9 protein-coding genes are annotated in these 14840 nt (G+C 48.2%); 6 read left to right on the top strand and 3 right to left on the bottom strand.

Annotation, left to right across the window (positions count from 1 at the left end):
• Nucleotides 1–257 precede the first annotated feature (257 nt).
• Entirely contained in the window at nucleotides 258–2084 is a 1827-nt protein-coding gene (locus tag ACFVS2_RS31515) for an assimilatory sulfite reductase (NADPH) flavoprotein subunit (protein ID WP_390240432.1), read from the top strand.
• Nucleotides 2085–2117: 33 nt separating this feature from the next.
• Entirely contained in the window at nucleotides 2118–3839 is a 1722-nt protein-coding gene (gene cysI, locus ACFVS2_RS31510) for an assimilatory sulfite reductase (NADPH) hemoprotein subunit (RefSeq protein WP_390240430.1), read from the top strand.
• Nucleotides 3840–3929: 90 nt separating this feature from the next.
• Here cysI and ACFVS2_RS31505 read toward each other — a convergent pair whose 3' ends face one another.
• Nucleotides 3930–5309 carry an SMI1/KNR4 family protein gene (locus ACFVS2_RS31505; protein ID WP_390240428.1) on the bottom strand — a complete coding sequence of 460 codons (1380 nt, stop codon included), beginning with the start codon at nucleotides 5307–5309 and terminating at the stop codon, nucleotides 3930–3932.
• A 181-nt stretch (nucleotides 5310–5490) separates the two neighbouring features.
• Here ACFVS2_RS31505 and ACFVS2_RS31500 point away from each other — a divergent pair, with 181 nt between their 5' ends.
• On the top strand, nucleotides 5491–5937 hold the full coding sequence (locus tag ACFVS2_RS31500) for a DMP19 family protein (RefSeq protein ID WP_390240426.1): 447 nt from the start codon (nucleotides 5491–5493) through the stop codon (nucleotides 5935–5937).
• Nucleotides 5938–5975: 38 nt separating this feature from the next.
• On the opposite strand, the gene ACFVS2_RS31495 is transcribed toward ACFVS2_RS31500, so the two are convergent.
• Entirely contained in the window at nucleotides 5976–6524 is a 549-nt protein-coding gene (locus tag ACFVS2_RS31495; RefSeq protein ID WP_390240424.1) for a hypothetical protein, read from the bottom strand.
• Between the two features lie 349 nt (nucleotides 6525–6873).
• Between ACFVS2_RS31495 and ACFVS2_RS31490 the strand changes: the two genes are divergently transcribed.
• Nucleotides 6874–8373 (top strand): malate:quinone oxidoreductase, encoded by a 1500-nt coding sequence (locus ACFVS2_RS31490; RefSeq protein WP_390240422.1) that lies wholly within the window; start codon nucleotides 6874–6876, stop codon nucleotides 8371–8373.
• Between the two features lie 152 nt (nucleotides 8374–8525).
• Here ACFVS2_RS31490 and ACFVS2_RS31485 read toward each other — a convergent pair whose 3' ends face one another.
• Nucleotides 8526–11639 (bottom strand): S8 family serine peptidase, encoded by a 3114-nt coding sequence (locus ACFVS2_RS31485; protein ID WP_390240420.1) that lies wholly within the window; start codon nucleotides 11637–11639, stop codon nucleotides 8526–8528.
• 232 nt (nucleotides 11640–11871) lie between these two features.
• Between ACFVS2_RS31485 and ACFVS2_RS31480 the strand changes: the two genes are divergently transcribed.
• Together ACFVS2_RS31480 and ACFVS2_RS31475 are read left to right on the top strand one after the other, a co-directional pair.
• Entirely contained in the window at nucleotides 11872–12960 is a 1089-nt protein-coding gene (locus ACFVS2_RS31480; protein ID WP_390240418.1) for an ankyrin repeat domain-containing protein, read from the top strand.
• A gap of 364 nt (nucleotides 12961–13324) precedes the next feature.
• The gene (locus ACFVS2_RS31475; RefSeq protein ID WP_390240416.1) at nucleotides 13325–14800 is read left to right on the top strand and encodes an RtcB family protein; all 1476 of its coding nucleotides are present in this window, start codon (nucleotides 13325–13327) and stop codon (nucleotides 14798–14800) included.
• The last annotated feature ends 40 nt before the right edge of the window (nucleotides 14801–14840 follow it).

Here is a 14840-nt window from a genome sequence, read left to right as displayed (position 1 = left end):
AAACTAAACAACCAGTCGCCGGTTGAATTCCGAGGACTGGCTGCTTAAACTTGTAAGGTGTTTTGATCCCTGTCCTAGAAACGGGGGTCAGTCCCATCTTAGGACCGGGGCTCTTTGTTGTTTTCCAATGATTAGAAAAACTTATGATGACAATAACGAATTCCAATTGCTCGGGTTCTACTCGCTGTGGTAGCTTAAAGTAAATAATCATATAAGATTACTCGGAATTAATTTTTTCTCGTGTGAGGTGTATATCGTTGGTACTTAAGGTGACAGACAGTCCTTTCAGTCAGGAACAAGTAGAGCTCCTAAATCGGTTGCTGCCCACGCTTTCGGAGGTGCAAAAGGTTTGGCTGAGTGGGTATCTTGCAGCTCTTCACAAAGTGGATGCACCGATGGTCGCTGGGTTTCAAGCCGCTTCAGTTGCGAATGGTCCAGTCATTTCCAAAGAGGTGACAGTGGTTTTCGGATCTCAGTCCGGGAACAGCCAAAAGTTGGCCAAGGTGCTGACTGGAAAGCTTCAGGAGCACGGCTTCCACGTAACTCTTTCCTCCATGAGCGACTTCAAGACGAATGCGTTGAAAAAGGTTGAAAATCTGCTTGTTGTGGTAAGCACACACGGGGATGGTGAACCACCGGACAACGCCATCTCCTTCCATGAATTCCTGCACAGCAAAAGAGCGCCGCAATTGGTGGGCCTGCGTTTTTCCGTGCTGGCATTGGGCGACACCTCTTATGAATTGTTCTGCCAAACTGGTAAAGAGTTCGATAAGCGGTTGGAAGAGCTAGGCGGCAAGCGTCTTACTCTCCGGGTCGATTGCGATGTGGATTACGACGAGCAAGCCTCTGAATGGATGAATCAGGTCCTGGCTTCTCTCAGTGAAACGTCGGCAACTCAGGTTGCTGCTGCAAGCGCAATCGTGGGCGGTGCAGTGATCGGAACAGGGTCACAGACCGAATATTCCCGGTCGAATCCGTTTCAGGCTGTGGTCTTGGAAAACGTGAATCTGAACGGACGGGGATCAGATAAGGAAACGCGCCATCTGGAAATCTCCCTTGAGGGTTCCAATCTCGAGTATGAACCGGGCGATTGTTTGGGGATCTATCCTAAAAATCATCCTGGCCTTGTCAGTGAGCTAATTGACGCGATGGGCTGGAAGCCAGAAGAGCTCGTTCCTATTCATAAAAACGGGGAAGAGCGCACGTTGGAAGAGGCTTTGTCCAGCCATTTTGAAATCACAGTTCTCACCAAGCCTCTCTTGGAACAAGCAGTAAAGCTATCATCAGGAAACGGGTTGCAGGAACTGCTTGCGGAAGGACAGGAGCAAGAGCTTCGCGATTATGTTCGAAATCGAGATTTGCTAGACCTGGTGGAGGAATACGATTTTAAAGGCGTGCCTTCCAAAGAATTTGTCTCCATCCTTAGAAAGCTGCCGCCGCGTCTCTATTCGATCTCAAGCAGCTTAAAGTCCTACCCGGACGAAGTTCATCTGACAATTCGCAATGTTCACTATCAAGCTCATGGTCGTGAGCGGTACGGCGTTTGTTCGAGCTATATCGCGGATCGTTTGGAGACGGGTGATAGGCTGTCAGTATTTGTGCAGCATAACCCCAACTTTAAGCTCCCAGTTAACCCGGACATCCCGTTGATCATGATTGGTCCTGGCACGGGTGTTGCTCCATTCCGCGCTTTCCTGGGTGAACGGGAGGAGCTTGGAGCGACGGGCAAGACATGGCTTTTCTTTGGCGACCAGCATTTCTCCACGGATTTTCTCTATCAGCTCGAATGGCAGCGTTGGCTCAAACAGGGCGTACTGACGCATATGGACGTCGCGTTCTCTCGAGATACAAGCGAAAAGGTGTATGTTCAGCACAGGATGCTTGAGAAGAGCAAGGAGCTTTACCAATGGCTACAGGCTGGGGCGCATGTATACGTATGCGGAGATGAGAAGAAGATGGCACATGATGTTCAAGCAGCCTTGGTCACCATTCTCCAAAAAGAGGGCGGACTCGATTCAGAGGAAGCCGTTGCGTATTTGAAACGGATGCAGCAGGAAAAACGCTATCAGCGAGATGTCTACTGATTTTTGAGAAAGAATGAGAGGGGAGATGAAACCATGTCAGAAAATCATTTGCTTTCGCCAAACAGTGCTCCTCACAGCGATGTAGAGGACATTAAACGCAAAAGCGATTACTTGCGGGGGAGCCTGGTGGAAACACTGGAAGACAAAATTACAGGGTCCATCCCTGAGGATGATAACCGCCTGATGAAATTTCATGGCAGCTACATGCAGGATGACCGGGATCTTCGCAACGAACGGAGCAAACAGAAGCTAGAGCCGGCCTATCAATTCATGGTGCGCGTGCGTGCCGCTGGTGGCGTTGTCACACCAGAGCAATGGCTCATGATGGACGATATCGCCCAGCAGTTTGCGAATGGAACGATTCGCCTGACGACTCGTCAGTCTTTTCAACTGCATGGCGTGATTAAGTGGAATATGAAGCAGGTGATTCAAGAAGTAAACGAAGCCTTGTTAAGTACACTTGCTGCCTGTGGGGACGTCAATCGTAACGTCATGTGCAATCCGAATCCGTACGAGTCGGAAGTTCATCAAGAGGTGTACGAATGGGCCAAAAAAATAAGCAATCATCTCGACCCCCGGACCCGCGCCTATCATGAAATCTGGCTGGATGAAGAAAAGGTTGTCGACAGTCGGGATGGGGTAGAGCAAGAGCCGATCTATGGGCCTGTCTATTTGCCTCGTAAGTTTAAGATCGGCATCGCCGTACCGCCTGCCAACGATGTTGACGTGTTTTCTCAGGATTTGGGTTTTATCACCATTCATGAGGAAGACCGACTGCTGGGCTTCAACGTTGCGGTCGGAGGCGGAATGGGAATGACCCACGGTGATCCCAAAACGTATCCGCAGGTGGCGCGAGTGATCGGCTTCGTCACACCGGAACAAGTATTGGATGTCGCCGAGAAGACGGTCATGATCCAGAGAGATTACGGAGATCGCGCGGTGCGGAAGCACGCACGGTTCAAATATACAATCGACGACCGCGGTATTGAATGGTTTATCCATGAACTGGAGCAACGACTGGGCTGGGAGCTGGAGAAGGCACGTCCTTATCACTTCGAGCATAATGGCGATCGCTACGGCTGGGTGAAAGGGAGTGACGATAACTGGCATTTTACCCTTTTCATTCAGAATGGCCGTGTAAAAGACGAGGACAACTACCTCCTGAAGTCCGGCCTACGGGAGATTGCCAAGGTGCATACAGGGGATTTCCGCCTGACGCCGAATCAGAACCTCCACATTGGAAATGTCACCAGTGAAAAGAAGCCGGAAATTGAACAGATCATTCAAGCATACGGGCTCACCGATGGAACTTCTTATTCTGCACTGCGGAAAAACTCCATGGCTTGTGTTTCGTTGCCGACTTGCGGACTCGCGATGGCTGAAGCAGAGCGTTATTTGCCTACACTGCTGGATGAGATCGAGCTGATCTTGGATGAGGCGGGTTTGCGCGACGAGGAGATCGTCATTCGCATGACAGGATGCCCAAATGGATGCGCAAGACCTGCCCTGGCGGAAGTCTCTTTTATTGGGAAGGCTGTCGGTAAATACAACATGTATTTGGGCGGCGGTTTCTCCGGCAATCGATTGAACAAGCTGTATCGTGAAAACATCGGGGAAGCAGAAATACTGAATGAGCTGCGGCCGATCTTAAATCGGTATGCGAAGGAACGTAAGGAAGGCGAACATTTCGGAGATTTCGTCATTCGGGCAGGGTATGTGAAAGAAGTAAGGTCTGGCCTCGATTTTCATGAGTAGTACGGCATAGCATTCAGGGATGCGCCCTTAATTGATTGAAATAAAAGAAGAGCCCACGACGACGTGGGCTCTTTGTTGCTTGCATGTATTTTAGGCTTCTCGTAGCTGTTGAATCACTTCCGCAGCGAACTGATCTGTAAACCGGATGTGTCCATTTTCCTGTATGATCCGCCCTTCTTTCTTGCGACGGTCCAGCCATTCGCTAATCCAGCCCGGAGCATAGCCGCCTTGACCGAATTCTCCGCCAAAGGCAATCATATTCTCATAGACAGCCAAATACTGTTCGCGACTGGTATCGGGATATGACTTCGTGTATAACCAAAACTGCACATCGTACATCAGATACGAGAGTTCATCCGCATGAAAAGAAAAGAAGCCTTTTTCCTCTACAATCCGTGTACAAATGCTGCGTATTTTCTGATCGATTTGTTCCACTTCCGATACTGGCGTGCACAGCTCCTCCAGCAAGGAAGAGAATTTCCCGTGAGCTACTTTGTAAAGAGCCGCTTCCTTGTCCTCCTCGGAGGTATCGTATTCTTCTTCGCTCACCAAGCCCCTGATAAACGCCTCGAAATTTTCAGCCAGGAAAGTAATTTCATAATCGCTTTCCTGATCGACGTGAATGACTTCGGGTTCACCATCTCTCCCGCATGCCCGATAATCCAGCATAATTACGTCATGACCTGCTGAAGGACAATCGCAGATGACGACCCCGATGTCGGGATATCCCCAGTCTTCAATCATAAATAGACTGCCGAGATCCCCACAGAGCGAATAGCTTTTCTCTCGGCCAATGCCTAGAATGCCCGTAATGGCAATATGATCCTCCGCCCAAGAAGTCGGGTCCTCTGTTGGAAAGCACGTGTTCTTCGGAATGCCGCCATTCTGATGCTTCATTAGTGCAAGATAGGAGGCAGGGAGCTTGTATCCGAGCTCTTCCTCGATCGATGCGATCAGTTCATCTGTGGGTGGCTCGGATAGATAGGACTTTCTTGCGTACTCGCTGTCGTCCCAAAAGTCATCAAGCGACATGTTCGAAAAAGGAACTTCCTCCGATGCTGAACCCTCAACAGCGGCTGCCTTTTTGGCTGCCATCCGAAGCTCATGTCTTTGCTGCTTCTCCGCTTTTTGCAGGCTCCACCTTAACCATGATTCGGTATTCTGATTGCCCGGTTCTAACTTGTCAGAGGTACGGAATGCCTGTGCCGCTTCTTCATATCTTTTCAAATGATAGAGGGCAAAACCTACCCGAAAGTGCCAGACCGGATCTTGTTGACCTGCTTCAGCAATTTTCTTCAATTGGTTAAGTGCTTCATCATAAAGCCCCAAGTTGTTATAAGCTCTGCCCAGTCGGCTGACCGCCTCATAGTCTCGTTCCTCCTCGGGAACGGTTTGCAGCAAGTCCACAATTCGCTGCTGTTCGTCTTCTTCATGCCAGCGATCCAATTGTTCGAGAAGTGCCTGATCCATGGTAGCCTCCTAAACGATTCTTTTTCTTAAAAATTTTTCGTGTTTAAAGGTTATTTCGACCCCAGCCATGCAAAGCTACCGCCATCTACCAAATGATTATGTATTCATATAAGATTAATTTATTTCGTATCGTTTGTGCACAGCTGATCTAGATGGGTTAAACATTAAGGGGGCGTACAAGTTGAGTAAGATAGATATCCATGACGTATGGTTCGATTTTGCCGCAGCCTTTGTGCAGAAAAAGAATGCTTCGGGCTGGAACACACTGACCTCACAGGAACAAGAGATTGCCGCCTTATGGCTGTTGGAAGCTGATGTGTATAACGGCGGGTTCTTGCAGTTTTTTTGCAACTGGGGAGAAGAGGCATATATCTACGCGGTACGGGCCTTACAAGCCATCGGGGCAGTCCATGCAATCGAAATCGTCCAGTCCGGATATGCCTGCATCGAGCATTTATCAGAAGACAACCGCCTCAACCAACTTTGGGACATTCCACAGTTTCTTACCGAGGAAGAGGCAGAACGGCTGGATAAGCTCGATCAGACCTTCTGGGAAGACCAGGATCGCATTGCAGAAGTTGCACATCGATATTACGTACAGCAGTTGGGAATACCCACCCCATCGTAAAGTGACGGGGGTGGGTCCTATCAAAGAGACTCCGACACCTATTCGTCAGCACTATCCCCTTCTGACTGAAGCATCAGCAGTAGCTCTTGAATAGAAGGAGCGAGCTTATCATTCCCTTCCATAATCGCGGTGAAAACGGGAATGGAATCCTTTAGTAGCCAATAACTAAAAGAAAAATAGCTGAAAAATGCTTGCTGCTCATAGCCCCGCGGCTCCTCTTCTTCCCACCATAATTCATCGTCTTCCTCGTCCTCTGGCCATAAATACTTTTCGTCCAATAGCTCATTCATGGTCTCAACCGGATTTTGTGAATCCATTTCGTCCACGTTTATAGCAGAAGCTACAGCCGAGTATAACTGAATTTCCTCCGAAGAGACCTGCTCTGGTTTCTGTTTGGCAAGCTCTTGCAAGAGTATCCGCAGCACCCACGGCGTCGTCTGCCACAAGGTACTTTGGTGCTCGATTAGATTGGCCAATTCCTCATATTTCCTGGTATCTATAAGCCGCGGAATGTCCGTCCCTCTTCCATAGGCTGTCGTCAAACGCTGCCACGGAATGTTGGTTGTCAGGTGGGTCAAAGAGTTCATCTCCATCTCTCCTTAGATATGAGATTTTACCAAGTTTTACCACAAGTACAGCGTAATTTATATGGTAAGCGCCTCACTGGTAATAACAAACCAAATCCTTCACCTCTGCAAGAAACTGAGATAAGACAATGGTTTTTACGTGTTCATCAGGCACTGTTTGCGGAATCCTCCCTTTTTTACCAACATTAAATAGTTATTAATCCTCTAATTATAATAGATAATTGAATCAATAAATAATTTCTATGATATAGTTATAGTTGTGAAAGGTAAGATGTTTTCGTAGCGTCTTGCAACGGGGCAAGGAGCTACTACTTCTTTTTTACAAAAACAGTAGATAAGGAAGGGTAATATGAGCTCCATACAGCAAAAAACAGACGTTATTTTGATTGGTGCAGGTGTCATGAGCGCAACTCTGGGAGCATTACTGAAAGAATTGGCACCGGAGTTGGAAATCAAAGTTTTTGAGAAACTCGCAAAAGCAGGCGAAGAAAGCTCTAACGAATGGAATAATGCGGGTACTGGCCACGCGGCACTCTGTGAGCTGAACTATACATCCGAGAAAGCTGACGGGTCTATAGATATTAGCAAAGCCATTAAAATCAATGAACATTTTCAGCTGTCCAGACAATTCTGGGCTTACCTTGTAAAAAACAATCTCATCCAAAATCCGCAAGACTTTATCATGCCAATACCTCATATGAGTATGGTGCAAGGCGAAAAGAATGTAAGCTTTTTGAAAAAACGTTTTGAAGCGCTGGTAAACAATCCTCTGTTTCAAGGGATGGAATACTCCGATGATCCTGAAAAACTGAAGGAATGGATTCCGCTTATCATGGAAGGCCGCGCATCGAATGAACCAATAGCTGCAACCAAAATCGACTCTGGTACGGATGTCAATTTTGGTGCTTTGACACGTATGTTGTTTGATTACCTGAAGACGAAAGACGTCGCGATTAACTACAACCATGCTGTTGAGGATATCAAACGTACGAGCGACGGCATGTGGAAATTGAAAGTGTACAATATGGCTACCGGTAACATCGAAGACCATATTGCCAAATTCGTCTTTATCGGCGGTGGCGGCGGAAGCTTGCATCTGCTCCAAAAAACCGGTATTCCAGAGTCCAAACATATCGGCGGTTTCCCGGTAAGCGGATTGTTCATGGTTTGTAAAAACCAGGAAGTGGCAGACCAGCACCATGCAAAAGTGTACGGTAAAGCAAAGGTCGGCGCTCCTCCAATGTCGGTACCGCATCTGGATACCAGATACATCGACAATAAAAAATCCTTGCTGTTTGGACCTTTTGCGGGATTCTCGCCAAAGTTCTTAAAAACAGGTTCCAACATGGATTTGATCACTTCCGTAAAACCGAACAACGTCATTACGATGTTGGCGGCAGGCGTAAAAGAAATGGCATTGACCAAATACCTGATCGAGCAAGTTATGTTATCGCATGAAAAACGCATGGAAGAACTACGGGAGTTCATTCCGAACGCGAAAAGCGAGGATTGGGGTATCGTGGTAGCGGGTCAACGCGTGCAAGTTATCAAGGATACACCAGCAGGAAAAGGTACCCTTCAATTTGGTACAGAAGTGGTTAGTGCCGCTGATGGTTCCGTAGCTGCATTGCTCGGCGCATCTCCAGGTGCTTCTACAGCTGTTCAGGTTATGCTTGAGGTATTAGAAAAATGCTTCCCACAACGTATGGCAGAGTGGGAACCGAAAATCAAAGAGATGATTCCTTCTTATGGCGTGTCACTCTTGCAAAACGAAGAGCTTCTCCAAGAGCTTCAACGTTCGACAGACGAGGTGCTTGGTCTCGTAGAAAAAGAACTGGCTTATAGTTAATTAGTTAATAGCAATCTTTTGGAACCTTTGATCCGTTTTTGGATTGAAGGTTCTTTTTGATTTCGCAGAGTAGGAGTGGGGGAGATGAAGGAAGAAGGCCCCGCCACACATCATGGCAGAGCCTTCCTTTATCTATGAAGCGTCTTACCAAACTACTCTACTACCGCTTCCAACGTCACTTCCACCTTCACAGTCCGCGTAACCGACTCATCTTCCTTAGAAGTAATCGTCACATACAGCGTAACTGTCTCTTCACCTTCGGCAGGAAGCTCCTTCAAAATACCCTCATCGTCGATAAACGCCTCATCAGTGCTCTTTGTCACCTGATAAGTCACTTCATCGCTCTCTTCCGGCAGGGAAAGCACTGGTTGATCCAGCTCTGTGGTGTTCGCAACCTCAAACTCGAATTGCTCCTCGGCTTCTTCAACTACCTTGGACAAGACTGCGTTTTTATTAGACACCTTAATCATGAAGGATTTCCAAGCTTCGTACTCTTTTACAATCTGCTCACCCTTCGGCTTGCTTTGGTCAACGCTTCGACCGACGAGCTTCAGCTTGTATTTGCCTGGATCGAGCTTCTTCGCTACTTGGCTACCATCGTAGTAAGTACCATCGAGATTAGAGAAGGTGATAGGGCCTGGTGCAATCAGCGCGTAATTGTTGAACACGGATGCGAGCGTACCGACGTATTTATCGTCCATGTTCCATACTTCAACAGAGATCTGGTTCACGTCTTTGGCTTGCAGCTCGGCTTCGAGTGTGAACGAATCCTCATTGCCATCGCCATCAGGCGTGATCGTCGTATCGGACAGCTTCAGGTTGTCGAAACCGAAGTTGGTATCCTCACGCTTGTCTCCCACGTGTACAGCAAACGGCAGGCGCAGGTCAGGGTTGCCTTTCGCTGTCAGCAGGACTTCCCCTTCATACACGCCGTCTTTTGCATCGGAGTCAACGGACAGGTTGAGCTCAAATGTGGTCGCATCGCCTTTTTTAGCGGAGATGGAATCATCGGAGATTTCCACATCGATGTCATCGACATCTGGCGTTTTGGAGCCTGGTTTGTACGGATCTGTCGTGACGGACGGATGCATGATCACTTTTGCTTCGTAAGAAACTTCTTTCTTGGACAGGTTTTTCAGCTGGAGCGTTTTCGTGACGGTATTGCTGCCAGCCTTCAGCAAGCCAAAGGAAACGTTATCCGCATAATACGGAATGGTCTTCGGTTCAAAATCTTCGCCCAAAATGGTGAGCTGCTCTACTGTTGTCAGAACAGCAGGTGTTTTCGACGCGGCATGGCCGTTTACGCGGCCAGCACCTTGGGAGTAGACATCGTACAGTAAGCCGTCTGGGCTATACAACGGTTTTGAAGTGTTCGCGAGCGCTGCCTTGATATCGGCAGGTGTCCAGTCCGGATGTGCCTGTTTCAACAGCAGGGCAAGACCGGAAACGTGTGGAGCTGCCATGCTTGTACCGTTTAGACGGGCGTATGCCTTGTCGTACTTGGCGTCAGGGATGAGCTTGCTCCAAGATGGATAGCTGGACAGAACGGCTACACCTGGCGCAGCCAGATTCGGCTTGATGCTGTAATCGTCGCCCATGATTGGACCACGTGAGCTAAATCCGGCGATGCGGTCGCCCGGATCATTTGTGCTTGGGTAGTTTCCTGAGAACGTGAACGTCAGTGTTTTCGCTTTTGCAGGGTCAGCCAACAGCTCTTTTGCCAGTGTTCGGCCTTCCAGACCCTTCATGTCAAAGGTAGGGATCGCTTCGATCTGGTCACCCAGGATCGTGTTGACATATCCTTCGCGATCACGGATATCCAGGTCAGCTTGGCCATCTCCGTCGACGTCGTTACCGTTAAAGACCACGATAGCGACAGCACCAGCTTTTCGGGCGTTATCGATTTTTTCCGTGAAACCGAGAGAACCACGGGAAACGAGAGCGACTTTGCCTTTTACATTTGCCTTTTCAAAATCGCTGCGAGAGCCAAGGTTGGCATAGGCGACTGGCAGCGCTTTGGTTCCGATAATGGAGGAGAAGTTATCCTTTCTGACCTGCCATGCCATCACAGGGAATTCGTAATTGGCTCCGAAGGACGAGGTTGCTGAGCCGTCATATTGCACGGTAGGGGAGTCTACCGCTGCAACTGTGATCGGTAGCCTCGCTCCAGAAGGTGATCCCGCCGTGTAGAAATGTCTGCCGCGTTCATCGTCGGCTGAATTCCCACCCGATACGACAGTGATCACACCAGACAGCACCGCGTTATTCACAGCGATGGCATCTGGGGAGTCAGAGTCCTTCTCCATAGCGGAGCCAAGCGACAGGTTAATGACATCCATGCCGTCTTTCACCGCTTTTTCGATACCGTCGATGACCTGAGCGGAGCTACCGCCGCCTCGGCCCAATACGCGGTAGACGTAGAGGTCTGCACCGTAGGCAACCCCTTTTACCTGTACATCTGAGGTCCTGTTTTTGGCGCGTCCTACGATGGTGCCGGAGACGTGGGTTCCATGGCTGGAGCCTTCATATCCTTTTCCATCGCGGTCCTCTTCCACAGGGATTGGCGCTTGTTCATATGGGTCTTTGTCATTGTCGAAGGAGTCATATCCGCCTTTATAAGCATCCTTGAGATCAGGGTGCTTGTAATCGACACCCGTATCGATGACGCCGACCTTCAATCCTTTCCCTGTCAGACCTTCCTTCCACATATCGAGAACGCCGATTTGTTGGAGCGGGGCCTGATCCCATTTGGTGGACGATGCTTTCTCGCTGACGGCATCAATTTCGGGAAGCTCATAATACGTATTTTGATAAATGCGTTTCACCTGTGGCAATCCAGCCAGCTCTTCTAATTCGTCGGCTGACACTGTTACTTCCATACCGTTGAATACATGCTCAAACTTGCGCTTTACCTTCAGTTTGACCTTGTTGTCTTTTGCCTCATCGAGGAAAGATTCTTGCTCCTCCTCTACTTTTGCTCGCAACGATCTAACGGAAGATTCTGAACCTTCCTCGTGTTTAGCTGTGATCGAAGGCTCGCTGTTCAGCTCAATAATGACACTGACGTTTTTGCTGGAACTGGTGTTCAGCAGGGGGGATATTTTCGAGATTTCGGAGCCAAGCTCTACTTCCGCGTTGGTATATTCGTTTACTTTCTCCCAATCCTGTTCGCTAAACTCCGCCGCTGCCAGTGCATTGTAAGGAAGGCCACTCAGCATGAGTGATGCTGCAAGCGTAAGAGAAGCGAGAGTACGCATCTTCTTCATCGGTCCACTCTCCTTAAAAAATTATGTATAAGACGATTTGCATAAGTATTTCTCTTCCCGTAAGACTACTCCTTTTATTGGGAAAAAACTTTTTATCGAGCAAATTCGTCAAAAATAGACAAAATTGCATGTATTTTCAAACGAATAAAGAGGGATAATGTAATAATTTGTTGTTTTTTGCCAATTAATTTTTTATATTTTTCATAAGACATAGGCTAGGAGAGGGTAATCGATGATCAAGTTGAAAGATATCGGGAGGTTCGAAGAGCTGCCGGAAATCGCGATGCATATTTATCAAGGAAATGTCACGGCTTTGCAAGATGCGATTGCGGCGGGCTGGGATATAGAAAAGGGCATCGTGCTTAGCGAATACACGACGATAAGTCCGTTGGATCTGGCACTTGTATCGGAGAAACTAGAAGTTGTTAAGCTGCTGGTAGAGCATGGCGTTAATCTGAATGTCAAAAATAAACCGGCTTCTTTGAAGGCCGTACGTTATGGCAAGGAAGAGATCGTTCGCTATGTTGTAGCGCAAGGCGCCAAGCTGGACATGCTCAATCAGGTGCGCTCAGGCGCTTATTCGGAGGCTTACTACGGCAACAAAAAGAACATCCCGCTCATTCAAGAGCTGGGACTGGATATAAGACTGCATGGCGGCGATGTATTGCGTGAAGCCGTGTCGGATCATGACCTTACGACCACGGCCTACTTGCTCGATCATGGGGTGGACATCAATTACAACAAACCGAATATGGTGTATCCGTATCAAGCGACTCCATTAACAGTTGCCACGCGCTTGGGGAATGTCGCCATGGTCAAGTATTTGGTTGAACGCGGTGCGGACGTTATGATAGCGGAAAAGGGTGGCGAGCGGCCTTATACCATCGCGGTCAGCAATAAAGATACGGTGTTGGCTGCGTATTTGAAATCGCTGGAGCCTGCCGAGCTACATGATGTGGAGAACAGAAAGTACGAGCTGCAAAAATATAAACTGACCGAAGAACTGATTGGCTTCCTTACCGGAGAAGAGCTGCGTCTTGAGCTGGCGGAAAATGAGTATGACATCGCGTATATCGACTTTTTCACATTGACCGATACGATTGAGATGAAAATCGGTCGGCAAAAGCTGCTGCGTTTGTCTGCCGAAATCGACAACTACTCCCATCTGCATCTTGTGTGGAATCCGAAGAAAAAGGGTGTCATCGGCTGCTATGATGAGGAGCATCAGGAGTATGCGGATTTGTGCAGCTTTACAGAATTTATCGCGCAGGCTGATGTGTACCTGATCAAGTTTATGGAAGGCGAATTAGAATCGATGTAAAAGGGAAAGAACACACGGGCCCTCGATAATTCGGGGGCTTGACAGTAAAATTTATCCAATGATAAGATCGTGATCAAGAAACGAAAGGAGGAGGATTCAAACATGTTCGCATACGTAACCAAGCAAAGATCCAACTCCATAGGTATGCCTTTTACGCAATCGCGTTGTTTAAGGGTGAGCCAATTCCGTTTCTCATAGATTGCGGATAACGCCCCTACTATAACCCAATAGCTCGAAGCGTAAAGGCTGCGATTCCATGCTGCATTTTTTCATCCAGGAATGAAGAAATGAGCAGGAAAGCGGCTTTTTCTATTGGAAAATATAGAACGTACGTTCCTGAAAAATAAATAAAGGTGGTCTTCTATTGAGCAACACTCCGATTAAGTATTTCATCAATCCGGAAGTAAAAGTAGAAAACAATGCGGTAGAGGAGCTTCATCGGCTCTTAGAGGTGAATGAAACAATTGCAATGTTGCAAAAGCATTCGCCCGATTATTTTGACGATCCCGATGCTGGGGTTTTGGAAGTAGCCATTACGCCCGATTTTCACAAAGGAAGCGGCATTCCTGTAGGCACGACGCTGTTTACGCGTGGGTTTGTGCTGCCGCAAGCGATTGGAAACGATATTAACTGCGGGATGCGTTTGTATGTTACGGATTTGTGCGAGGAACAGATTCGAACACACCTGGATGCCATTGAGCGGAATGTGCGCCATGTTTTTTTCGAAGGGGGCCGCAATATTCCCATGACGCGGCAGATGCGCGAGAAAATGTTCAAGGAAGGTCTGATCGGCATACTGGACAGCCACAAGGAAGCGAATGGCGAGGGAATTTGGCGTTATTACAACGAGAAGCAGCAGGAGCTGGATTTGAGCCATGTTAATAAAATGGGGTCTTTTATCGCGGAATCGACGATTGGCCTCGATGATTTTCTCGGTCCTGCCGAGCTTTCTCGGGATGCACAAATCGGCTCGCTTGGCGGTGGGAATCATTTTTTTGAGATTCAGGTGGTCAAAAAAGTGCATCAGGGCTCTATCGCCAGTCAGTGGGGGCTGAAAGAAGGGCAAGTCGTCCTCATGATTCATACCGGCTCCGTTTCCATTGGTTATCACAGCGGTGCATGGATCAAAGAGATGCTGAAAAAGATGTACCCGACTTCCTTGAAGCATCCGGATAACGGGATGTACCCCTTGCCACTCTCTGAACGTTTCGAACCGCAGTGGAAAATGTTTTGGAGTCTTCTACACAATGCGGCGAACTTTGCATTTGCCAATCGATTGATGCTGGGCCTGATGATGTACAAATCGATTTCCGATGTGTTGGGCGATTTTGAACACAGGCTGTTGTACGATGCGCCTCATAATTATTTGTGGGAAGAACAGCTCGAGCAGGTGGGTGGATTTTTGCATCGAAAAGGGTCGTGTACGGCGAAATCAGCCGAGCAAATGATGGGAACGCCGTTTCAGTATACGGGAGAACCTGTGTTTATTCCCGGTTCCATGGGCTCGCACAGCTTTATTTTGGCAGGACTCGGCAATCGGGATAGCTTGTTTAGTGCAAGCCATGGCGCAGGTCGTGCACTTTCTCGCGGCGATGCTGTGAAAGTGGACGATGATCGATTTCGCGAGTTTCTTGCCAATTTCCGTGTGATCAATCCGATTGACCCGAAGCGGGCGGACTTGCGCGGACGGAGCGATATTTTGAAGAAATGGGAAGAAGAGCTGAAAAAAGAGGCGCCTTATGCCTATAAAGATATTACTCCGGTGATTCAGTCGCATGTCGATCATGGTATGGCTGAGATTGTAGCCGAAGTGGCACCGATTGCTACGGTGAAAGGGTAAGACAAGGAAGCCATTATTTGTAGACAGGAGCAACATGAGT

It is taken from the genome of Brevibacillus sp. NPDC058079 (genome assembly GCF_042885155.1).
GTDB lineage: Bacteria > Bacillota > Bacilli > Brevibacillales > Brevibacillaceae > Brevibacillus.
This window is presented reverse-complemented; position numbering and strand designations above follow the sequence as displayed.

Bases quoted from the DNA above. Each gene is read 5' to 3' on its own strand.
- cysI (WP_390240430.1), top strand. From the start codon at position 2,118: ATGTCAGAAAATCATTTGCTTTCGCCAAACAGTGCTCCTCACAGCGAT.
- ACFVS2_RS31505 (WP_390240428.1), bottom strand. From the start codon at position 5,309: ATGGATCAGGCACTTCTCGAACAATTGGATCGCTGGCATGAAGAAGAC.
- ACFVS2_RS31495 (WP_390240424.1), bottom strand. From the start codon at position 6,524: ATGAACTCTTTGACCCACCTGACAACCAACATTCCGTGGCAGCGTTTG.
- ACFVS2_RS31490 (WP_390240422.1), top strand. From the start codon at position 6,874: ATGAGCTCCATACAGCAAAAAACAGACGTTATTTTGATTGGTGCAGGT.
- ACFVS2_RS31485 (WP_390240420.1), bottom strand. From the start codon at position 11,639: ATGAAGAAGATGCGTACTCTCGCTTCTCTTACGCTTGCAGCATCACTC.
- ACFVS2_RS31480 (WP_390240418.1), top strand. From the start codon at position 11,872: ATGATCAAGTTGAAAGATATCGGGAGGTTCGAAGAGCTGCCGGAAATC.